The 22,414-nt window shown below is 67.6% G+C and carries 17 protein-coding genes; 9 read left to right on the top strand and 8 right to left on the bottom strand.

Going from position 1 to position 22,414, the window contains the following annotated elements; translation table 11 throughout:
• The first annotated feature begins 29 nt into the window (after window positions 1-29).
• Entirely contained in the window at window positions 30-1,946 is a 1,917-nt protein-coding gene (locus tag AC1DYU_RS15050) for a TRAP transporter permease (protein ID WP_476792327.1), read from the top strand.
• 18 nt (window positions 1,947-1,964) lie between these two features.
• Here AC1DYU_RS15050 and AC1DYU_RS15045 read toward each other — a convergent pair whose 3' ends face one another.
• From AC1DYU_RS15045 to AC1DYU_RS15025, 5 genes are all read right to left on the bottom strand, one after another.
• Window positions 1,965-3,155, bottom strand: coding sequence for a formylglycine-generating enzyme family protein (locus AC1DYU_RS15045; protein WP_476792326.1), 1,191 nt, complete (start codon window positions 3,153-3,155; stop codon window positions 1,965-1,967).
• Window positions 3,152-4,360, bottom strand: coding sequence for an OmpA family protein (locus AC1DYU_RS15040; RefSeq protein ID WP_476792325.1), 1,209 nt, complete (start codon window positions 4,358-4,360; stop codon window positions 3,152-3,154). Before AC1DYU_RS15040 ends, AC1DYU_RS15045 begins: the two co-directional genes overlap by 4 nt.
• A 204-nt stretch (window positions 4,361-4,564) precedes the next feature.
• Window positions 4,565-6,499 (bottom strand): CHASE2 domain-containing protein, encoded by a 1,935-nt coding sequence (locus AC1DYU_RS15035; RefSeq protein WP_476792324.1) that lies wholly within the window; start codon window positions 6,497-6,499, stop codon window positions 4,565-4,567.
• Window positions 6,492-7,190, bottom strand: coding sequence for a Crp/Fnr family transcriptional regulator (locus AC1DYU_RS15030; protein WP_158487069.1), 699 nt, complete (start codon window positions 7,188-7,190; stop codon window positions 6,492-6,494). The genes AC1DYU_RS15035 and AC1DYU_RS15030 overlap by 8 nt, the downstream gene beginning before the upstream one ends.
• Before the next feature lie 3 nt (window positions 7,191-7,193).
• Entirely contained in the window at window positions 7,194-7,883 is a 690-nt protein-coding gene (locus AC1DYU_RS15025) for a FecR family protein (protein WP_476792323.1), read from the bottom strand.
• A gap of 255 nt (window positions 7,884-8,138) precedes the next feature.
• Between AC1DYU_RS15025 and AC1DYU_RS15020 the strand changes: the two genes are divergently transcribed.
• From AC1DYU_RS15020 to AC1DYU_RS14985, 8 genes are all read left to right on the top strand, one after another.
• Window positions 8,139-8,969 (top strand): alpha/beta fold hydrolase, encoded by an 831-nt coding sequence (locus AC1DYU_RS15020; RefSeq protein WP_476792322.1) that lies wholly within the window; start codon window positions 8,139-8,141, stop codon window positions 8,967-8,969.
• A gap of 115 nt (window positions 8,970-9,084) precedes the next feature.
• Window positions 9,085-9,483 (top strand): c-type cytochrome, encoded by a 399-nt coding sequence (locus tag AC1DYU_RS15015; RefSeq protein ID WP_476792321.1) that lies wholly within the window; start codon window positions 9,085-9,087, stop codon window positions 9,481-9,483.
• Between the two features lie 307 nt (window positions 9,484-9,790).
• The gene (locus AC1DYU_RS15010) at window positions 9,791-11,377 is read left to right on the top strand and encodes an ABC transporter substrate-binding protein (RefSeq protein ID WP_476792320.1); all 1,587 of its coding nucleotides are present in this window, start codon (window positions 9,791-9,793) and stop codon (window positions 11,375-11,377) included.
• Window positions 11,378-11,583: 206 nt separating this feature from the next.
• Entirely contained in the window at window positions 11,584-12,561 is a 978-nt protein-coding gene (locus tag AC1DYU_RS15005; protein WP_476792319.1) for an ABC transporter permease, read from the top strand.
• 121 nt (window positions 12,562-12,682) lie between these two features.
• A complete protein-coding gene (locus AC1DYU_RS15000; protein WP_476792318.1) occupies window positions 12,683-13,519 on the top strand; it encodes an ABC transporter permease in 837 nt (278 codons plus the stop codon).
• Entirely contained in the window at window positions 13,516-15,156 is a 1,641-nt protein-coding gene (locus AC1DYU_RS14995) for an ABC transporter ATP-binding protein (protein WP_476792317.1), read from the top strand. The genes AC1DYU_RS15000 and AC1DYU_RS14995 overlap by 4 nt, the downstream gene beginning before the upstream one ends.
• A 129-nt stretch (window positions 15,157-15,285) precedes the next feature.
• Entirely contained in the window at window positions 15,286-16,575 is a 1,290-nt protein-coding gene (locus AC1DYU_RS14990; RefSeq protein WP_476792316.1) for an ArgE/DapE family deacylase, read from the top strand.
• A gap of 197 nt (window positions 16,576-16,772) precedes the next feature.
• A complete protein-coding gene (locus AC1DYU_RS14985) occupies window positions 16,773-17,207 on the top strand; it encodes an NUDIX hydrolase (RefSeq protein WP_476792315.1) in 435 nt (144 codons plus the stop codon).
• Between the two features lie 36 nt (window positions 17,208-17,243).
• Here AC1DYU_RS14985 and AC1DYU_RS14980 read toward each other — a convergent pair whose 3' ends face one another.
• The 3 genes from AC1DYU_RS14980 to AC1DYU_RS14970 form a co-directional block, all read right to left on the bottom strand.
• Window positions 17,244-18,968 carry a Na/Pi cotransporter family protein gene (locus AC1DYU_RS14980; RefSeq protein WP_476792314.1) on the bottom strand — a complete coding sequence of 575 codons (1,725 nt, stop codon included), beginning with the start codon at window positions 18,966-18,968 and terminating at the stop codon, window positions 17,244-17,246.
• Between the two features lie 147 nt (window positions 18,969-19,115).
• Window positions 19,116-20,183, bottom strand: a complete 1,068-nt coding sequence (locus AC1DYU_RS14975) for an ABC transporter ATP-binding protein (RefSeq protein WP_476792313.1) — start codon at window positions 20,181-20,183, stop codon at window positions 19,116-19,118.
• Window positions 20,180-22,396 carry an ABC transporter permease gene (locus AC1DYU_RS14970; RefSeq protein ID WP_476792312.1) on the bottom strand — a complete coding sequence of 739 codons (2,217 nt, stop codon included), beginning with the start codon at window positions 22,394-22,396 and terminating at the stop codon, window positions 20,180-20,182. Before AC1DYU_RS14970 ends, AC1DYU_RS14975 begins: the two co-directional genes overlap by 4 nt.
• Window positions 22,397-22,414: the final 18 nt, after the last annotated feature.

The following is a 22,414-nucleotide window of genomic DNA, read 5'->3' as shown; positions in this document are numbered from 1 at the left end:
TAACGCTGCCGCCGTCGCGAGGTGTCCCGATGCCCTTCCTCCTGAAGATCCTCGCGCCGGGGCAGTCGCGCAAGCTTGACGCCCCCGAGCAATGGACCGTCCATCTCGTCGGCGTCGCCACCGGCCTGCTGCTGCTGGCGATCTCCTTCGGCTGGTATGTCAATCGCGAGATCGCGCTGTTCCTGTTCCTCGGCGCGGTGCTCTCGCTCGCCTTCCTGACGACGACGGCCAATCCGCTGCGCCAGACCGGCCGGTCCTGGCTGGCCTGGGGGCTGGTTGCGCTGTCGGTCGGGTCCTGCGGCTACTTCATCGCGATGCACCCGGTCCATGAGATGCGGCTGCCGATGATCGACGAGCTGTCCAATGCCGACATCGCCGCGTCGATCGTGCTGATCGCACTGGTGATGGAGGCGACGCGGCGCTGCATCGGCATGATCCTGGTCGTGCTGGTGACGACCTTCCTCGCCTATGCGGTTTTCGGCAGCAAGCTCTCAGGCTCCTTCGCGCATCGCGGCTTCAGTGCGCAGGAGACAGTCGACCACCTCGTCTTCTCGACCAACGGGTTGTTCGGGCCGGCGCTCGAGGTCGCGGCCTTCCTCGTCTTCGTCTTCGTGATCTTCGGCTCGCTGCTCGACCGCGTCGGCGGTGCCGATTTCTTTTATGACGTCGCCAACAGCCTCGTCGGCAAGCAGGTCGGCGGCGCCAGCAAGGTCGCGGTGGTCTCGACGGGACTCTACGGCTCGATCTCGGGCTCGCCGACGGCCGACGTCGTCACCACCGGCTCCTTCAGCATCCCGCTGATGATCAAGACCGGGATGAGCCGCACCTATGCGGGCGCGATCGAATCGGCGGCCTCGGCCGGCGGCGGGCTCCTGCCACCGATCATGGGCTCGGCCGCCTTCCTGATGACGGACTTCACCGGCATTCCCTATGCGACGATCGCGCTGGCCGCCCTGCTGCCGGCGCTGCTGTTCTACCAGTCGGTCTTCCTGGCGGTGCATTTCAAGGCGCATCGCGACGGGTTGCAGCCGATGTCGGAGGGCAAGACGCCATCGATCCTGGCGATCCTGCGGCGCGACTGGGCCTATCTCGTGCCGATCGGGCTGCTGGTCTGGGGCGTGCTCAGCCTGAACCGGCCGGCCTTCGCAGGCGCCATCGCGGTCGCCTCGCTGGTCCCGGTCGCGCTCTGGCACGACCGCAGCCCGAAGCGCCTGATGAAGACCCTGTTCTTCGGCCTGAGCGACGGCATGCGCGGCATGATCGGCGTGGGCGTCGCCTGCGCCATCGCCGGGCTCGTGGTCGGCACGCTCTCGATGACCGACCTCACCGGCAAGATCAGCTCCGGGCTGTTCCACATGGCCGGCGGCAGCCCGTTCCTGACGATCATCGTGGCCGCCTTCGTCATCATCGTGCTCGGCATGGGCATGCCGACGCCGGCGGTCTACGCGCTCTCGGCCGTGCTGGCCGCGCCTGCCCTGATCACGCTCGGGATCGAGGTCCTGCCGGCGCATCTCTTCATCGTCTACATCGCCTCGATGTCGGCGATCACGCCGCCGGTCGCGGTCGCGGCGTTTGCCGCGGCCTCGATCGCCAAGGCCAATCCGGTGATGATCGCCGTCGTCGCCTGCCGGATCGCGATGGTCGCCTTCATCCTGCCCTTCGTCTTCATGTACCAGCCGGCGCTGCTGCTGGTCGGGACGATCTGGCAAATCCTGATCGTCTCGGGCACGGTTGCGCTCGGCGTGCTGGCGCTCAATGCGGCGATCGAGGGCTACTACATCGCGATGCTCGGCCTGACGAAGCGGGTCCTGCTGTTTGCCGCCGGGATCGGCCTGTTCGTGCCCTTCCACAGCGCGCAGATCGCAGGCGCGCTGCTGCTGGCGGCGACGACCGCCTGGCTCTGGATGGGCCGCCGCAGCGCGCAGGCGACGCCCCGGATCGCTTAAAGCAGGCGCGCCGCCCTCTCAGTTGCCGAGATCGCGGGCGACGCGGAAGCCCGCGACCTGATCGCGGATGCCGGGCTCGCTGACGATGCGCGAATCCAGCGTCCGCACCGCCGGCGGATCGGCCCAGGAGCCACCCCGCAGGATGCGGCCCTCCTCCTCGCGGCAGATCGGCGGCGGGAAGGGCTGGCCCGGCACCGACGGGTCGGGCGGGCAGGTATCCACCCATTCCCAAAGATTGCCGCTGAGATCCGACAGCCCCCACGCGGTGGCAGCGAAACTACCGACAGGAGCGGTGTTGCGATGGCCGTCACGGCAGGGCGCCACGGCCCAGGCCGGGTTGGCTTCCTTCGCGGTCTGGTCGGCGCCGTTGCCGATGGCGCAGAGCCGCGCCGGATCGGCCATCTCCCTGGCGGAGCCCGCCGCGACATGGTGCCATTCCGGATCGGTGAGCAGACGGTAGCGCTGGCCGCTGCGCTTCGAGAGCCAGGCGATATAGGCCTTGGCATCGCCATGGCTGACACAGGCGACGGGGTCGTTGTCGGTCTGCGGATAGCCGGGATCCTGCCAGGACAAGGTGGGGGCGAGTTTCCAGACCGGCGCCCGGACATGGCAGCCGAGTTCCACGACATGGCCGGACTGGGCGACGAAGGCGCGGTACTGCGCCCGCGTCACCTCGAAACGGCCGACCGCGAAGGGCTGCGGCAGGCTGACCTCGACGGTGCGCGGCGTGGCGCCGGTCGAGAGCTGCATGCGGACATCTCCCTCGGGCACCAGCACCAGCTCCGGGCAATCGGCGCAATCGCCGAAACTCTCGCCCGATCCCGGCTTGATCCAGAGCCGGGTGCTTCCGGCGGCGAGATCGACATAGCCCAGCGCGGTCAGCCGCGACGTGATCCGGGACTTGTCGACGCCGGCTGCCAGCAATTCGAGCAGCGCCGCGCGGTCCGTGGTGGCGGCAACGCGCTCGGCCATCTCGACGGCGGGGTCCTTGGGCGGTGCGACCGGCAGGAGCTTGAGCGTGGGGGCGGCGCTGGCCGCGCCTTGCTGGGGTGGCCGGGTCTGGGCCGGTGCGGACGATGTCGCCGTCAGCAGGCCGAGAACGGCGGCGATGGCAGGCAGCGAGCTTCTGGCGCCGGGCGACCGCGGCGACGGCTTTGCGCCGGGCAGGCAGCGAGGCTGCAGGCCCGGCGCGTCGCAGGAGGGGATCATGCGCAGGGCGCGGTCTTGAATTCGACGCGGCGGTCGACCGCCGTGCTGGCATCGTCGCGGGGCAAACCGACGAGAGCCTCGCGATAGCCGACGCCAGAGGAGCGCAGGCGCTGCGAGATGCCCGGCGCCTGGCCGGCCATCAGCGAGGCGATGCGCTGCGCACGGTCGCGCGAGAGCCGGTCGTTCAGACCTTCCGGTCCGGTGCGGCTGGCATGGCCGACGACCTCGAGGCAGACGCCGCTCTGGGTGGCGCGAGCCGCGATCTCGCGCAGCCAGGCCGGGTAGCTCGCAGAAAGCTTGCGATCGGCGTTGAAGGCCGTCGAGTTCGGCTCGAACAGGAACTTCACCCCGAGTTGGCCGAGCGAGAAGCCGCGCTCGACCATCTGGCCGAAGGTGCTGTCGGCCTGCGTGTTGTCGCCCAGCGCGGCGTAGGAGAGATAGAGCCCGTTCAGCACGCGAAGCTGGTCGCCGCCCGGCTGTTCCTTGGCCTCGCGATAGAGATCGCGCGCCTTGGCGTGCTCGCCGGCCTCATAGGCTGCCCCGGCCTCGCGGATGCGGGCGGCGGCGCCGAGCTGGTCGATATAGGCAGGCGAGACGGGCGTGCCGGGCTGGCCCTTCTGGCAGGCCTCGATATAGGCGCGGGTCGCGGCGTCCATGCCCCAGACCGGACTGTCGGAGTAGGAGGCGGCCGGGGCGATGTCGACATTGTTGACGACCGAACGGGAGACGCTGCGGGCGTAGACGGTCTTGGCCTCGCGCTCGACCAGAGCAAAGCAGATCCAGAAGGCGTCCTTCTCGCCGCCGGGCTGGCCGGCATTGTTGATCGTGTTGAAGGTGCCGATGAAGACGAAGCGTGCCTTGGCGACGTTCTCTGGCGTGAAGGCCAGGACCTTCACATGCGGGTAGCGCTCGGCGACCAGCGCGGCGATGCGCTTGTCGAAACCGCGCGTCGCGGCCGACTGGATGCCGGTGACGCCGTCGATCAGTGGATCGATGACGATCGTCGTCTCGCCGGCGCTGGCGGGCAGCTTGGCGAAGAGGTCGGTCGCGGCCTTCATGAAGGCCTGCTCCAGCGGCACGAGCGCAGGCGCCTTGGCAGCTGTGACCGGCTGGGCGATCGCAGCCGGCGCGCTGCCGACTGCGGCCAGAGCCAGCATCACGGCAGCACTGAACGAGCGGAGGGTCATGCCCGAGCGGAAGTTCATGGGGCGGCTCCGGCAGAGGCCATCGGCGCCCTGCTCTGCGACCGGACGCCCACGAACGAGGACTGGACGAACGAGGATCGAAGGCTGGACCATAATGTCATCTCCCTTTTCTGAGCAATCCGCCGCCGGACCGGGCCGGAGCAGCGCGTGTCATGACCATGCGCGAAGCGGACGCGGTTGCCTGTTCCGCAGGGAACAGCCGCATCACGCGGCCCCCAGCGGCGCGAAGACCGCGACACGGCCGATCCCGCGCAGCTCGACATCGGCGAGCGGCCGCACCAGAGCGGAACCGCAAAGCCGCGCCGCCTCCGGGCCGATGCAGATCGACGAGCCGAGCTCCTTGTTGAGGGCCTCCAGCCTCGCCGCCATGTTCACGGCGTCGCCATGGGCGGTGTAGTCGAGCTTCGCGCCGACCCCGACATCGCCGACGATCGCGATGCCGGTCTCGATGCCCTGCCGGGTGCGGCCGAGCCGGATCGTCGCGGCGAGCCCCTGGGCGCGGTAGCCCTCCGTCCAGGCCAGGATCGCGACCGCGCAGGCGAGCGCCTGCCGGGGATGGTCGGCGAGGTCCAGCGGCGCGTTGAAGAACGCGTGCACGGCATCGCCGACAAGCTTGTCGACCATGCCGCCATGCTCGCCGACGATGCGGGTGACGCCGTCGAAATAGCCGTCGAGCACGCTGACGAGCTGCTCCGGGCCGATGTCACGCGTCGTCTGGGTGAAGCCTTCGATATCGGTGAACAACGCCGTGATCTCGCGCCGCTCGCCAGAGAGCTTGAGGCTCGTCGGGTTGGCGATGATGCGCTCGACGACGCCCGGTGCCAGATGCTGCTCGAAGCGGCGGCGCAGGCGGGCCTCGCGCAGGCGGGTCTCCGAGAAGCCGGCGAGCGAGGTCGCGAGGAAGGCGGCCACGCCCGATGCCGCCGGCGGCAAGGGATCGAGCAAGAGGTCGACGGCGGCGAGGCCGGCAGCACCGAGGACCACGGCAAGCAGCAGCATGGCGACCGCCGGCAGCGCCAGCGCCGGCCGAAGCCGGCGCGCAAGACCCATCGCAGCCATCACGACAAGCAGCGCCGCAGCGAGTTCCCAGACATTGGCCCGCGCCGGTCGCTGCGGGACCACGCCCGCCGCGATCTGGCGGACGGCATCGGCTTGCAGAAGCGATGACGGCGTCAGCGGATCGCGCGCGCTGGCGCGCGACGCGCCGAGTTCGGAGGCCGAGCCGCCGACGAAGACGATCGCCCCGGCCAGGCCCGAGAGCTCGGCACTGCCACGGAGGAGATCGGAGGCGCGCAAGGTGGCGACCGGAGTCGTGCCTGGCACCAGCCGCAGCATGCCATCCGATGGCAGCGGACGGGTCATCGCGCCGACGCCCAGACGAACGGGATCACCCGAGAGCAGATAGCCTGAAGCGCCAGCGGCGAGACGCAGGGTCTCGAGGGCAAGGCCGGGACGAACCTCGTCTCCAACCGCTACGAACAGGGGCACGCGCCGGACCATGCCGTCCTCATCGCCCGGCAGCGAAAGCGTGCCGGCGCCCGCTGCCGCCGAGGCCAGGGCCGGTGGCGGACCCGTCGCACCATTCTCGCGCCAGAGCGGGCCGAGCGCGGCGCTGTCGCGGGTGAGGATCGGGACCTCCGCGACCTCGTCGCGACCACGCGGATCGAGGACCCAGCCGAGCGTGACCGGGCCGGCACCGAGCGCCTCCGCCAGCGCCTTGTCGCCGTCGGTCAGCGTCTGTGCCAGTTCGCCCAGATCGGTGCGTCCGGTCTCGACTGCGAGTTGCCGCGCGAGCGCGGCGGGCGAGCGCGTATCCTCGCCGGCCAGTAGGATATCGACAGCGATGGCTGCCGGTTTGGCGCCGTTGATGGCCGTGATCAGGCGCGCGACGACCTCACGCCGCCACGGCCATGGGCCGATGGCTTCCAGACTGGCGGTGTCGATGTCGACAATGGCGAGCTTCGTGCCGGACGCATCGACGCGCCAGCCGGCGACACTCCGCAGCATCGCGTCGAAGACACGCTCGCGCAGCGTCTCGCGCCAGGCCAGAGGGGCGCCGAGCGACAGCAGCAGTACACCGAGGCCGGCCAGAACCCCGGCCAGAACGGGCGGCGAGAGCCGCAGCTGCCGTTCAGCCATCGCTGATGCCGGCGCATTTCGCCAGCAGATCGGGATCGCAGAAGATCCGGTCGGCGGTGCGGCGGATGGCGCCGGCCTGTTCGAGCGAGCCAAGCGCGGCGTTGACCTTGGGCCTGCTCGCCCCGAGCAGTTGCGCCAGTTCGCCCTGCGAGAAGGCCATGTCGAGCGGCACGCGTTTGCCCGGCGCAGGCCGCCTGCCGCCAAGCCCGACGAGGAGGAAGCGCGCCAGCCTGACCTCGATCGAATAGAGCGCGATGCCTTCGAGCTGGTCCGTGGTCTGGCGCAGGCGCCGGCACAGGAAGGCGATGATCCCGGCCGACAGCTCGGGATATCGGGCGACGAGCTGTTCGAACGGCGCACGCCTCAGGCCATGGGCGACGACAGCCGTCAGCGCGACCGCGTCGGCGCTGCGCTCGCCGCCATCGAGCACGGCGATCTCGCCGAGAAGCTCGCCGCGCGTGGCATGGCGGACGCTCAGCTCGCGACCATCCTCGGTCGTCACCGCCAGCCGGACGCGCCCCTCGCCCACCAGAATGAGCTGGTCGCCGGAGTCTCCGCGCGAGAACAGCATCTGGCCCTGCTCGAAGCGCTGCTCCCGAAATTCAGCGGCGCAGGCCAGCAGCGCCTCGGGCGACAGCCGCGCGAAGAAAGCGGCCTCGCCCAGCATCGCGGCGATGGCGGCGTGGTCCATGCCTTATTCGACCTGTGCCAGCGCGGCGCGAATGCGTGCCTCGCCCCAGACACGGGCCGGCGTCGGCCTTGCGCCGCGCCGTGCGATGTCAGTGCCCTCGCCTGCCGCCAGCACGACCTCGCGGCCGGCGGCCCGAACCGCGACCTCGCCGCGCAGGACGAAGACGCCGAAGACGCCGTTGCTCGGCCCGGCGAAGAAGCGCGTACCCCGCACGGCGATCAGCCCATAGGAGGAGCGAACCCGAATCCGACCCGCTGCACTGCCCGGCGTGCGGTCGATCAGCAGGGCGCCGTCGCCCAGCGTGATGGTGCCGCCGGCATCGACGATGAAGCGGTCGATGGTGACACGGGCCTTCTCGCCGAGGCGAAGCTCGGTCGCGCGACCGAGCCGGAAGCCGGCGCGCGCACCATCGCCGGTCTCGACCCGGTCACCGACGAAGACGGGTCCGTCCGCGGAGAGCATGCGCCGCGCGTCCTTAAGCTCGGCAATGGCGTCGCCGCTGACATCCGTCACCATGCCCGCCGCAGCCTGGGCCCCTGCCACAGCCTGTGCAAAAGCCGCGTTCGGCAAACCCACCACGCCCAACAGCGACGCCGCCCCGAGCAAGCGGCGCCGATCAATGGCAAAGCCGTCATCGCAACCCATCAACGTCTCCGCCTCCATCTTGCCGCGTCTGTGCAGCTCGCCCGCCATGACCTACCGCATGGGCAAGACCACGCTAGCATGCACGGACACCGCGATCTGTAACAGGGGAAACAGCGGGCCCGCATCTGCCTCCGACCCGCCTCAAGGCGCGCCATCGTCCTGCGCCGATTGCGTCTCGCCCCCGCTATTGCAGCCATGGCGGGAGCGAGACGCCTGCGCCATCCTCCGCCCTTGGCCACGCATGCATCGCGTGGCCAAGGGCGGAGGAAGGGCGCCGCACGCGCCGGACAGGGAGGGTTGCCGATGACCCGGAACACGAGCGATCTCAGCGGTCCTGGCGGCTTCGAGGTCTCCACCGCCGATGGCGCCACCTTGCACGCACTCACGCAGGGCCGCGGCCAGACCCTTCTGCTTGTCAGCGGCCTCAGCGGCTCCGGCGCCTTCTGGCAGAGCATCGCAGCGACGCTGGCGCGCTCCTTTCGCGTCATCAGCTTCGACCAGCGCGGCATCGGGGCCAGCACGCGCGGCAGCGCCGCGTGCAGCATCGACGAACTTGCGCGCGACTGCATCGCCGTGCTCGACAGGGCCGGCGCCGAACGCGCCGTGGTCCTGGGCCTTTCGACCGGGGGCTGTATCGCCCAATCGCTGGCGCGGCAGGTCCCCCACCGGATCGACGGGCTGATCCTGAGCGCCAGCTGGCTGAAGCCGAGCCACTACATGGCGGGCTATTTCGGGGCGCGCCGCGCGATCCTGGCGACGAACCCTCAAGCCTATGCCGCGAGTTCCGTGCTCTGCGCCTATCCGCCGGCCTGGATCGAGGCGAACTGGCATGTCTTCGAGGCCGCGCTGGCCGCGGCGCCCACGACGGCGCAGGCGCAAGGGGTGATGCGCGAGCGTATCGACGCGCTGCTTGCCTTTGACGGTTCGGCGGAGGCCGCCGCGCTGGCCATGCCGATCTTGGTGCTGGGCGCGCGCGACGACATGGTCGTGCCGGCCTTCCTGCAGGATGAGCTCGCGGCGGCCTTGCCCGGTTGCGCCAAGACCGTGCTCGACAGCGGCGGCCACCTCTTCCCGGTCTCGCGGCCCGACGCCTTCACCGCGACCGTGGCCGACTGGATCGGCAGGCTGGGCTGAGCGCTGGGGCGGCGCCCGCGTCGAATTGGCTCATGGGCTCGGCAGGACGTTGCATTATTCCAGTTCGACCACTGGAGCCGTACGTCGGATCCAGGTCGCAGCCAGGAATTCCGCCATGCACATTATCGCCCGCCTCGCGCTCCTGAGCGCCCTGATCGCCCCAGCGATCGCTTCCTTGCCGGCCTTCGCCCAGGACATCACCGCCGGCGAACGCTCCTGGAACAAGTGCCGCGCCTGCCACCAGATCGGCGAAGGCGCCAAGAACCTCGTCGGCCCGCAACTGAACGGGCTGATCGGCCGCCATTCCGGATCGGTCGAGGGCTACAGCTATTCCGCCGCCAACAAGAATTCAGGGCTGACCTGGGACGAGGCCGTCTTCGCCGAGTACATCAAGGACCCTAGGGCGAAGATTCCCGGCACCAAGATGATCTTCGCCGGCATCAAGAACGAGAAGGAAATCCAGGACCTGACCGCCTTCATCAAGCAGTACGACAAGGACGGGAAGAAGCTCTGATGGATCGGCGCGGCCGATCGCAGGCGTCGCGTCAGCCACGCCCCCGCATCCTGCGCTGAGCAGCCATGCGCCTAGCGCAAGATGGCTTTTCCGTTTCCTCGATTCCGCCCGTTCCGGGCCGTCACACGCAACATCCTGCGAATGCCGGGGGAGTTCTCCACTTTGGCCCGAAACTTGAACGCCGTCTCCGGCGCTTCGCGGGCAGGCGGTCTGTGCGGCGGCTGCATGCTGTGTTCTAGTCGGCGTCGGACGGGGTCTGAGGGGGCTCCGCCGCTCGTGACGGCGTGAAGGTACAGGGGAGAGACCAATGACGATTTCATCAGCCATCCGCGGGCGGCTGGCCGCCGCCACGGCGCTGGGCCTGCTCGGCCTTGCGGCTTCGGGACTGCCGGCACTGTCTCAGACGCCGAAGGCGGGCGGCACGGTGCATGTCGTCGTCCAGCCTGAACCGCCGATGCTGATGCAGGGCCTCAACCAGAACGGCCCGACCAACATGGTCGCCGGCAACATCTATGAATCGCTGCTGCGCTATGACGAGAAGCTGACCCCGGTTCCCTCGCTCGCCAAGAGCTGGGAGATCTCGTCGGATTCCAAGGTCTACACCTTCAAGCTGCAGGAGGGCGTCAAGTGGCATGACGGCAAGCCGTTCAGCGCCGACGACGTCGTGTTCTCGCTCGACAAGTTCCTGCGCGAGGTGCATCCGCGCTGGCGCCCGATCGCCAATGGCCAGGTCGAGAAAATCGAGAAGATCGACGATCTCACCGTCAAGATCACGCTGAAGCAGCCCTTCGGCCCGCTGATCCTGTCGCAGGAGGTCGCCGGCGCGCCGATGATCCCCAAGCACATCTATGACGGCACCGACTACCGCGCCAATCCGGCCAACAACACGCCGATCGGCACCGGCCCGTTCAAGCTGAAGGAGTGGAAGAAGGGCTCCTATATCCACCTCGTCAAGAACGAGGACTACTGGCAGAAGGGCAAGCCCAACCTCGCCGAGATCTACTGGCAGATCATCCCCGACGCCGCGGCCCGCGCCGTCGCCTACGAGACCGGCAAGGTCGATGTGCTGACCGGCGGCTCGGTCGATGTCTACGACGTCGCCCGTCTCTCCAAGCTGCCCAACACCTGCGTCACCACGAAGGGCTGGGAGATGTTCGCCCCGCATGCCTGGGTCACCCCCAACATCGCCAAGGGTGGCCCGCTCGCCAACAAGCAGTTCCGCCAGGGCATGATGTTCGCGATCGACCGCGAATTCGGCAAGGACGTGGTCTGGGGCGGTCTCGGCAAGCTGCCGACCGGGCCGATCTCGTCGAAGACGAAGTTCTATTCGGCCGATGTCCCGAAATATACCTATGACGTCGCCAAGGCGAAGGAGCTGATCAAGGCCTCCGGATACAAGGGCGAGCCGCTGAAGATCCTGGCACTGCCCTATGGCGAGGTCTGGAGCCGCTGGGCGGAAGCCATCAAGCAGAACCTGACCGATGCTGGCGTCAACGTCTCGATCGAGACGACCGACGTGCCGGGCTGGACGCAGAAGGCCAGCAATGGCGATTTCGACCTGACCTTCAACTATCTCTACCAGCTCGGCGACCCAGCGACCGGCGTGGCGCGCAACTACATCTCGACCAACATCGTCAAGGGCAACCCCTTCGGCAATCAGGGCGCCTATGTGAACCCGGAGGTCGACAAGCTCTTCGCCGACGCCGCGATCGCACCGACGGACGCAGCGCGCCAGGAGCTGTACACCAAGGTGCAGAAGCTGCTCGCCGAGGAGGTGCCGGTGCTTTGGCAGCTCGAGATGGACTTCCCGACGATCTATCGCTGCAACGTCAAGAACCTGGTCTCGACCGCGATCGGCGTGAATGACGGGTTCAAGGATGCGTGGAAGGAGTGACGCGATCCGCAAGGATCTCGCCCACGCCCCTGAACGACTGAACTGGAGCGCTTGATCACCCTCAACCGTCATCCCGGACAAGCCGCGAAGCGGCGCCGCTCCGGGATCCATCGTAGAGCGCCGTTCCCTATGATGGATCCCGGAGCTCCGCTTCGCTGCGTCCGGGATGACGGTGCGGGTATGTTCGATCGCCGAGACCCTCTTCCATGAACCTCCTGCAATTCCTCTCCGGCCGGCTGGTGAAGGGCATTCTCGTGCTCTTCGCCATCGCCGTGCTGAACTTCTTCCTGATCCGGGCCGCGCCCGGCGATCCGGCGCAGGTGCTGGCCGGCGAGGCCGGCGCTGCCGACGCACAACTGCTCGAACAGTTGCGCGAGCGCTTCGGGCTGAACGAACCGATCACCACCCAGCTCTGGATCTACATCAAGGGCTACATGACCTTCGATCTCGGCTTCAGCTACCGGCAGCAGCAGCCGGTGCTGACGCTGGTGCTCGACCGGCTTCCGGCGACGCTGCTGCTGACCGGTGCTGCCTTCGTGATCTCGCTGGCGCTCGGCGTGATGATGGGTGCGCTTGCGGCGCGACGCGCCGGGCGCTGGTCGGACAGCCTGATCACCGGGCTCTCGCTCGTGTTCTACGCGACACCGCTGTTCTGGATCGCGCTGATGAGCCAGATCGTCTTCGCGCTGAAATTCGGGCTTGTGCCCAATGTCGGCTACGAGACCATCGGCGCGAACTATACCGGCCTCGCGCGGGCGCTGGACATCGGCCACCATCTGATCCTGCCGGCGATGACGCTCGGGCTGTTCTTCACGGCGCTCTATGCCCGGATGATGCGCGCCTCGATGCTGGAGGTCGCCGGGGCCGATTTCGTCAAGACGGCCCGCGCCAAGGGCGTCTCGCAGGCTCGCGTCTGGCGCCGGCATGTCGCGCGCAATGCGATCCTGCCCGTGGTGACGCTGGCCGGCCTGCAGGCGGGGCAGCTCGTCGGCGGCGCGGTCCTGACCGAGACGGTCTTCGCCTGGCCAGGCATCGGGCGGCTGATGTTCGATGCGCTGGTGCAGCGCGATTATTCCGTGCTGCTCGGCGTCTTCTTCATGTCATCGGCGATGGTGGTCGGCTTCAACATCATCACGGATCTGGTCTACCGGATCGCCGATCCGCGCATCGAGGCGACGTCGTGATTGTCCTCGCCTCTCCGTCATGGTCGGGCTTGTCCCGACCATCCACGTCTTCGCTCGTCGAGGCCAGTGTTCAAGACGTGGATGCTCGCCACAAGGGCGAGCATGACGGCGAGGGCTGCCCATGAACTTCCTCAAACGCTTCTGCCGCAATCGCGGCGCCGTGCTCGGGCTGGTCATCCTGCTCGCGGTCGTCGCCTTCGCGCTCCTGGCTCCGACGCTCTATCCGCAGTCGCCCTGGCGGCCGGTCGGGCGGCCGTTCCTGGCGCCGTTCACGATCGAGCGCTTCCCGCTCGGCACCGATACGCTGGGCCGCAACATCGCCTCCGGCCTCGTCCATGGTGCGCGCGTCTCGCTGATGATCGGCGTCGTCTCGACGCTGGTGGCGCTGCTGATCGGCGTGCCGCTCGGCGCTGCGGCCGGCTATGCGGGCGGCTTCGTCGATGACGCGCTGATGCGCTTCACCGAATTCTTCCAGACGATCCCTTCGTTTGCGCTGGCGATCGTGCTGGTCGCGATCCTCCAGCCGCAGCTCGGTTCGATCGTGCTCGCCATCGGGGTGGTGTCGTGGCCGCCGGTGGCGCGGCTGGTGCGCGGCGAGGTGCTGTCCTTGAAAACGCGCGAATATGTCCAGGCTGCCGTCACCATCGGCCAGTCGACGCCGCGCATCATCTTCAGCCAGGTGCTGCCCAACACCATCGCGCCGATCATCGTGATGGGCTCGCTCATGATCGGCTCGGCAATCCTGCTCGAATCGGCGCTGTCCTTCCTCGGCCTCGGAGATCCCAACCTGATGAGCTGGGGCTATATGGTCGGGGCCGGGCGCACGCGCCTGCTCGACGCCTGGTGGATCAGCTTCTTTCCGGGATTCGCGATTTTCCTGACCGTTCTCGCCCTCAATCTGGCCGGCGAGGGCCTGAACGACGCGCTGAATCCGCGCCTTGCAAGGGGCCGCGAATGAGCGCGCTATTGCCTGCTCCTCTGCCGGCCCTCTCGATCGAGAACCTGACGCTGTCCCTGCCGGCGCTGGCGGATCGGTCGCATGCGGTCGAAAATATCTCGCTGACGATCGCACCCGGCGAGACGCTCTGCGTCGTCGGCGAGTCCGGCTCGGGCAAGTCCATGATCGCCCATGCCGTGATGGGGCTTCTGCCCAAGGCGGTGAAGCCGGCCGGCGGCGCGATCAGGCTGGCGGGGCGCGATCTGCTCGTCCTCGACGAGGCGGCGATGCAGGATCTGCGCGGCCGCGAGGTCGGCATGATCTTCCAGGAGCCGATGACCTCGCTTAATCCCGTGATGCGGGTCGCCGAGCAGATCGTCGAGACCTTCGAGGCACATGGGCTGTTTGGCAGGTCGGAGCGCTACAGGCGCGCGGTCGATCTGCTGACCGAAGTCGGCCTGCCCGATCCGCTGCGCTTGGCCAAGGCCTATCCGCACGAATTGTCGGGCGGCCAGCGCCAGCGCGTCATGATCGCGATGGCGCTGGCGCTCGAGCCCAAGCTGCTGATCGCCGACGAGCCGACCACCGCGCTCGACGTGACGACGCAGGCGCAGATTCTCAAGCTGATCGACAATCTCCGGCACAAGCACGGCACGGCCGTGCTGTTCATCACGCATGACATGGGCGTCGTCGCCGAGATCGCCGACCGGATCGCCGTGCTGGAGAAAGGCGTGCTGGTCGAGGAAGGCACGGCCGACCAGGTGCTGGGTGCACCCCGCCATGCCTATACGCAGAAGCTGCTCGCCGCCGTGCCCTCGCTGATCCCGCCGCAGCGCCCGCCGCTGCCGGCGACCGCGCCCGTGCTCAGCGTCGAGATGCTCGGCAAGACCTATCGCAAGCGCTCCTTCTTCGGCACGGCCCGCGAGGTCAAGGCGGCGGACGAGATCTCGTTTTCGCTGGTGCGGGGCGAGACCCTTGGCCTCGTCGGCGAATCCGGCTCGGGCAAATCGACGGTCGGGCGCTGCTGCCTGCGGCTGATCGAGCCCGATACCGGGCGGATCGTCCTGAGCAGTCCGGCTGCCGGCGACCTCGTGCTCAGCGATCTCAAGCCGGCCGCACTGCGGGTGCAGCGCAAGCGCATCCAGATGGTGTTCCAGGACCCGTTCGCCTCGCTGAACCCGCGCCAGACCGTCGGCCGGATCATCTCGGACGGGCCGGTGGCGCATGGCGTCTCGCGCAAGGTGGCGCTGGCCAAGGCAGCCGAACTGCTCGAACTGGTCGGGCTGTCGGTCAATGCGATCGACCGCTACCCGCATGAGTTCTCGGGCGGGCAGCGCCAGCGCATCGGCATCGCCCGGGCATTGGCGCTCGAACCCGACGTCCTCGTCGCGGACGAGGCGGTCTCGGCGCTCGACGTCTCCGTCCAGGCGCAGATCCTGACGCTGATCCAGGACATCCAGCAGCGGCTGGGGCTGGCCATCCTGTTCGTGACGCATGACCTGCGCGTCGCCGCCCAGATCTGCGACCGGATCGCGGTGATGCAGCGCGGCCGCATCGTCGAGACCGGCCCGACGGCGGCGATGTTCGCCGCCCCGCAGCACGCGTATACGCAGGCATTGCTGGCGGCGGTTCCGGGTGGCGGGCGGTTCGGGCATTGATGAGGGGCGCCACGTCATTCTCGGGCGGAGCGCAGCGCAGACGCGAGAATCTCATGCCGAGATGACGCTGTTTCCGAGATGGTCGGGTCAAGCCCGACCATGACGCCAACATCCCAGGAGACTAGGCCCATGCCTCTCGACCCTGCCCTTCGCGACAAGATCCTCGCCTCGGTCGAGGAAGGCTTCGCCGAGCAGATCGCCTTCACGCAGGAGTTGATCCGGTTTCCCTCGCTGCGCGGCGAGGAGCATGCCTGCCAGGATTTTGTGTTCCGGGCGCTGAGGGATCGCGGATTCACGATCGATCGCTTCAAGATGGACGAGGCCGCGATCAAGGCCCATCCCGGCGGCGCACCCTTCTCCGAATTTCACTCCGACGCGCCGATCGTGGTCGGCATCCATCATCCGCGTGAAGAAAAAGGTCGCTCTCTGATCCTGCAGGCGCATGTCGACGTGGTGCCCACCGGCCCTGTCGACCAATGGACGCATGCGCCCTTCGACCCCGTGATCGAGGGCGACTGGCTCTATGGGCGCGGCGGCGCCGACATGAAGGCGGGCGCGGGCGCGAACTTCGCCTGTCTCGACGCACTCAGGCGCATCGGCCTGCAGCCGGCCGCGACGCTCTATCTGGAATCGGTGGTCGAGGAGGAATCGACCGGCAATGGCGCGCTGATGACGCATCTTCGCGGCTATCGCGCCGACGCGGCGCTGATTCCGGAGCCGGAATACGAAATGCTGTGCCGCGCCAATGCCGGCGTGATCTGGTTCCAGTTCGAGGTGCGCGGCGTGCCCGTGCATGTCCGCGAGATGGGCGCTGGCGCCAATGCGATCGACGCGGCCTATCGCGTGATCGCGGCGCTGCGCAAGCTCGAGGAGGAGTTCAACGCCGAGAAGGCCGGCCGCGTGCATTTCGAGGACCAGGAACACCCGATCAATCTCAATATCGGCAAAATCGAGGGCGGTGACTGGGCCTCCTCGGTGCCGTGCTGGTGCAAGGTCGATTGCCGTGTGGGCTTATATCCCGGCATCAGCGCGCAGGAGACCGCACGGCGGATCGAGGACTGCATCCGGGTGGCCTCCCGCGCCGACGCCTTCCTCGCCAACAACCCGCCCAAGGTGACGTTCAACGGCTTCTGGGCCGAGGGCTATGTGCTGGAACCCGGCAGCGAGGCAGAAGCCGTGCTCGGCCGCGCGCATCAGGCGGCTCTCGGCAAGCCGCTGAAGAGCTTCATGACGGCCGCCTATCTCGATGCCCGCGTGCATGCGCTCTACGACAAGATTCCGGCGCTCTGCTACGGGCCGATGGGCGAAAACATCCATGCCTTCGACGAACGCGTCAGCCTGGCCTCGCTGAAGCGGATCACGGGCTCCATGGCACTTTTCGTCGCGGAGTGGTGCGGCGTTGAAAGCCTGTCCGGCTAAGAAGCCGACACGAGTCGGCGCGCTCCTTGTTTCATCAGCATCAGCATCAGCATCAGCCCTTAATTGCGACACGTTATTATGTGGAATGCTCTTTCCATATGGGTGTATCGGCGCAATATTTGAATCGCTGACGGGCCATGCGAATCGGCCGCGGCGGTGGCCATTGGAGGCAGGGGCATCACCGATCGATGAAGAAGATGAAGCGCGTCCCCGGCGAAATCCGGGTGCAGATCGCGGCCATGCCGATCCGGCGCCTGGCGGACGGCGCGATGGAGATCCTGCTCGTGACGTCGCGGACGACACATCGCTGGATCGTTCCAAAGGGCTGGCCGATCAAAGGGCTGACGGCGCCTGAAGCCGCGGCGCGCGAAGCCTTCGAGGAGGCCGGCGTCGTCGGCCGGATCGTGCCGGAGCCGGCCGGCAGCTACATCTACTGGAAGCGGATGTCGGACCATTTCGCCTTGTGCGAGGTGACCCTCTATCTGCTGGAAGTCGAGCGCCAGCTCGACAGCTGGGCGGAGCAGGGCCAGCGTCGCAGCCAGTGGTTCAAGCTCGACGATGCGGCCGATCTCGTCGACGAGCCCGAACTCGCAACCGCCATCCGCAAGCTGATGGGCGTGCTCGTCAGCTGAGCTCTGCGGGGCTCAATTCAACGGCCTGATGTCTGCTCAGTGGCCGGTCTGCGGCGACGGCACCAACATGTCGCGCTCCTGGCGCGCCCGCGCCTCCTTGGTCTCCATCAGCCGGCTCTCGCGCAGCGCATTGGCGCTTTCCAGGATCGGGTAGCCGATCGAGGCGATATGGCCGTGGATGCGCTTGAGATCGCGGATGATGTCGAGATGGATCGCGCTGGTCTCGATCGATTCCGGCCGGCCGCTGCGCAGCCGCTGGAAATGGCTTTCGGTGGCGCGCCTTTCGGCATCGCGCATCATCGCCTTCTCGGCGAAGAGCTGGCGCGCCAAAGCGAGGTCTCGCGTCGCAAAGACGTTGAGCGCGAGCACGAGTCCCGACGAGACGCGCTGGTGGAACTCGCGGATTTCAGCCAGCCCCTCCGGCGAGAAGGCATAGCGCTTGCGGATCTTCTTCTCGGCCAACTCGCGCAGGTTCTTGTCGATGATATCGCCGATATGCTCGAGATTGGTGATCAGCGTGATGATCTCGAGCAGCCGCCGGCCCTCCTCGTCCGTCAGTTCGTTGCGCGAGACGCGGACGAGATAGAGCTTGATCGCCTCATGGATCGAATCGACGCCGTCATCGGCCTGCGCGATGGCGCGGGACAGCTTGAGTTCGTCCTTCTCCAGCAGCGTCATCGTGTCCCGCAGCATCAGCTCGACGCGATCGCCGAGATGCAGGGCCTCGCGCATGGCGCAGGCGAGCGCCTCGGTGGGTGAGTCGAGCATGTTGGGATCGAGATAACGCGGCGCTACCGACGTCTCTGCCGTGTCCTTCGCGGGCATGAAGCGGTCGACCAGCGCGGCGATGGGGGTGATGAAGGGCAGGAAGAGCAGCGCACCGACCAGGTTCAGCGCGACATGAAACTCGATGGCGAGGCGGCTGTCGGGCGATGGCAGCGTCATCATCCAGCCCGATAGCGGCACGACGAAGGGCAGCACCAGCAGGGCCAGGACGAGCCTCGTCACCAAATTGCCGACGGCGGCGCGGCGCTGTGCCGCCGGTGCGCCAAGCTGGTCGAGCACCGGGATCAGGGCATTGCCGAGATTGGCGCCGATCACCAGCGTCAGCGCCGTCGCCGGCGGGAACAGGCCCGACGCGGCAAAGGTCGCGATCAGCAGGATGACCGCGATGCTGGAATGAGTCAGCCAGGTCGCGGCGACGGCGACGAGCGCGGCCAGCAGCGGCTCGTTGCCGAGGGCGCCGAGCAGGGTCCGGAACGTCGGCGACTGGGCGAGCGGGGCCGCGGCAGCGTTGAGCTCGATCAGCGACAGCAGGATGAGGCCGATGCCGACCAGGACGCGGCCGACATTGCGGGCACGGTCCATCGCCTCATGGCTGAGATAGAGCGAGACGCCAAGCGCCAGCAGCACTCCCCAGAGCCAGCCCAGATCCATCGAGATGACGAAGGCGGCCAGCGACGTGCCGAGATTGGCGCCGAGCAGGATGGCCAGCGCCATGGCGGGGGCGATCAGATTGCGGCCGGCGAAGGAGGACACCAGCAGCGTCGTCGCGGTCGAACTCTGCAGCACGATCGTCACCGCGGCGCCGCTGCCGAAGGCGGCAAACCGATTCTTGGTGAAGGTCTGGAGCGCCTGGCGCAGCGATGAGCCGAAGGCACGCATCGCACCGGTGCGGACCAGCCTGACCGACCAGATCAGCAGCGCGACGCCGCCCGCGAGGTGAATCAGGATCGTCGTCGCGCTATCGCTCGTGGTCATCACCGCAGGATCTTTCTCCGCTCAGCGCGCCAAGTTACCTCTGAATCGTCGCTTTTTCATTAGCCAACTTATCGTTCATGCGGGCAAAACGTGCTGATTTTGCGGCAAGGCGGTCGGTTTTTACGCAGATGAGGCGTTTGAGCCGATTCAGGCCGGCGGAATCAGCGTCACACCCGAGCCGGCGAAGGAGAGGCTGACCGGTGTGCCGGGCTCCAGCATCGCATGGTGGCCATACTGGATGACGAAGAGTTCGCCGACCGGCGTCTCGACCATGATGTCGAGATGGTTGCCGAGATAGGCGCATTTGCTGATCGTCCCGGGCAGCGAGGCCTGCCCCGCATCCCCCGACAGCAACAGGCTTTCCGGGCGGATCGCCACCTTGGCGGGGCCGAGGGCGAGCCCGCGTGCCGGCAGGGAGACGGTTGCCGGACCGATCGCCACGTTGGCGCGGCCGTCGACGACGGCCGTCACGGTGACGTCGATGAGGTTGGCGTCGCCGATGAAGTCGGCGACGAAGGCGTTGGCGGGCTCCTCATAGAGCGCGCGCGGCGCGCCCTGCTGGGCGATTTTCGCGTTCGACATGACGATGATCTTGTCGGAAACGGCCAGCGCCTCCTCCTGATCATGGGTGACATAGGCGACGGTCAGGTTGAGGTTCTGCTGCAATTCGCGGATCTCCTCGCGGACGCGGCGGCGCAGCTTGGCGTCGAGGTTGGAGAGCGGCTCGTCGAAGAGCAGGACCTGCGGCTCCAGCACGAGCGCGCGCGCCACGGCGACGCGCTGCTGCTGTCCGCCGGAGAGCTCGGACGGGTAGCGGTTCTCGAAGCCCTTCAGTCCGACCAGAGCGAGCTTGTCCAGCGCCATCTCGCGGGATTTCTCCTTGCCGAGACCCTTCACGGTCGGACCATAGGCGGCGTTCTCCAGCACGCTCATATGGGGAAACAGCGCATAGGACTGGAAGACCATGCTGACGTCGCGATCGGCTGCCGAGAGCTTCGTCACATCCTGCCCGCCGATCAGAATCTGGCCGGCGCTGGCGATCTCCAAGCCTGCGATCATGCGCAAAGTCGTGGTCTTACCGCAGCCGGAGGGGCCAAGCAGTGTGACCAGCTTGCCGGCCTCGACGGTGAAGCTGACATTGTCGACCGCCGTCACCGCGCCGTAGCGCATGGAGACGTTGCGGAATTCGACGGATGCGGGTCCGGCCTTGGTCAACTTGCAGCTCCCTGGCTGATGGGGTCGGAAACCGAACTGGAGAGCGCCACGACCTTGCGCCGGCCGAGCCTGCGCTCGCCGACACCAAGCTGAATGAGCGCGATGCCGAACGCCATGAAGACGATGAGCACGGAGGAATAGGCGATGGCGAGGCCGAATTCGCCGGCCTCGACGCGCCCGACGATATAGGCGGTGGCGAGGTTGTACTCGGCCGAGACCAGGAAGATCACCGCGCTGACCGCCGTCATCGAGCGCACGAAGGAATAGACCAGCGCCGAGACCAGCGCCGGCCGCAGCAGCGGCAGCACGACCCGCCACAGCGTGGTGAAGCTGCGCGCCCGCAGCGTCGTCGAGGCCTCGTCCAGGCTCTTGTCGATCTGAGAGAGCCCGGCGATGCCGGAGCGGACGCCGACAGGCATATTACGGAAGACGAAGGCGATGATCAGGATCAGCCCTGTGCCGGTGATCTCGATCGGCGGCACGTTGAAGGCGAGGATATAGGCGACGCCGAGCACCGTGCCGGGAATGGCGAAGGACAGCATCGTCGCGAATTCGAGCATGCCGCGCCCGGCGAACTTCTGGCGCGTCAGCAGATAGGCGGTCAGCAGCCCGATCACCGCCGTCAGCGGCGCCGAGATCGCCGCGACCTTGATCGTCGTGAAGAACGAATTCCAGGCCGAGCCCTGGAAATAGATGCCGTTGCTGAAGTCGATCGCGAAGCCGGTGGCGTAGTGCTCCAGCGTCGGGGTGTGGTTACGGCCCATCGATTTGACGAAGCCGCCGACCAGGATGACGAGGTAGATCACAAAGGTCAGCGCGACCCAGGGCACGATCGCGGCCGTGGCCAGCCAGGTGATGCGGCGCGGCAGCGGCGTCGGCAGGCCGGAATCGCCTTTGCCGGTGACGGTCGTGTAAGATTTACCGCCGAGCCAGCGCTGCTGCACCCAGAAGGCGCCGAGCGTGAAGGCGAGCAGGATGATGGCGAGCACCGCCGCCTGGCCCTGATTGTAAGCCGCTCCCACCACGGCGAAGAAGATCTTGGTCGAGAGCACTTCGTAATTGCCGCCGAGCACCAGCGGATTGCCAAAATCGGCCATGCTCTCGACGAAGCCGAGCAGGAAGGCGTTGGCGATGCCCGGCTTGAGCAGCGGCCAGGTGACGGTCGAGAACGTCTGCCAGCGCTTGGCTCCGAGCGTCTGCGAGGCCTCCTCGAGGCTCGGGCTGATGCCCTGCACGACGCCGATCAGGACGAGGAAGGCGATCGGGGCGAAGGCGAGCACCTGGGCCAGCAAGATGCCGGGCAGGCCGTAGAGCCAGCGCGAGCGCGGCACGTCGAACCATTCATAGAGGAAGGTCGAGATCACGCCGGCGCGGCCGAAGAGCAGGATCAGCGCGAGACCGATGACGAAGGGCGGCGTGATGATCGGCAGCACGGTCAGCGCCCGCATCACGCGCTTGCCGGGCATGCCGGTGCGCAGGATCAAAAGCGCGCAGGCAAGGCCGAGCAGCGTGGTGATGACGCCGCAGAGGACGGCGAGCACCAGGGTGTTCCAGGCCACGCCGCAATTGACGTTGGCGCTGAGGCAGCCGAGGCCCCAGATCGAGGAATCGAAGAAGCGGGCAAAGAAGGCCGATGGCGCGAAGGCGCCGCTCTGGCCGATCAGAGCGCTGCGCAGGATGGTCGATACCGGGAAGAAGATGAACAGCCCAATCAGCAGGATGACGATGCCGATCGAGGACGTCGTGAACAGGTCGCCCCGGCAGATTCCGCGATAGGCCAGGCCGTGGCAGAGCAACAGCAAGAGCGCGACGACCGAGACGAAGGCGCCGCCGCCCATGCCGCGCTGGGTCGCGCCAGTGCTGCCGAGCAATGCGGCGAGCCAGGGAATGCCCTGGTTTTCGAGCGCAATAGCAAAGCCTTGCGCGAAGAGCAGCGCCAGCCCGAGCGCGCCGGCCCAGATCAGCACGGTCGCGGTCCGAGCCGCGTCGCGGCTGCCGACGAAGGCGGTGGCAGCTGCGAGCGCCGCGCCGATGGGCAGGAGCCAGGGCGCCTGGCCGGAGAGGCCGAGCGCAAGCGCGCTGCCAGCCTTGCCCAGCGGATAGCTGGCAGCCCAGTCCAGGCGCGTCAGGCTCATGCCCTCGACGAAGTACCAGGGCAGCAGGGCATAGCCGAGCCAGCCGAACAGCAGCACAAGCTTCGTGGCGGAACGCATCGATGCGGCTCCCAGCCG

It is taken from the genome of Allobosea sp. P2_B12, from assembly GCF_056404835.1.
The sequence above is the reverse complement of the archived record's forward strand: the minus strand, read 5'-3'. Positions and strand labels throughout refer to the sequence as shown.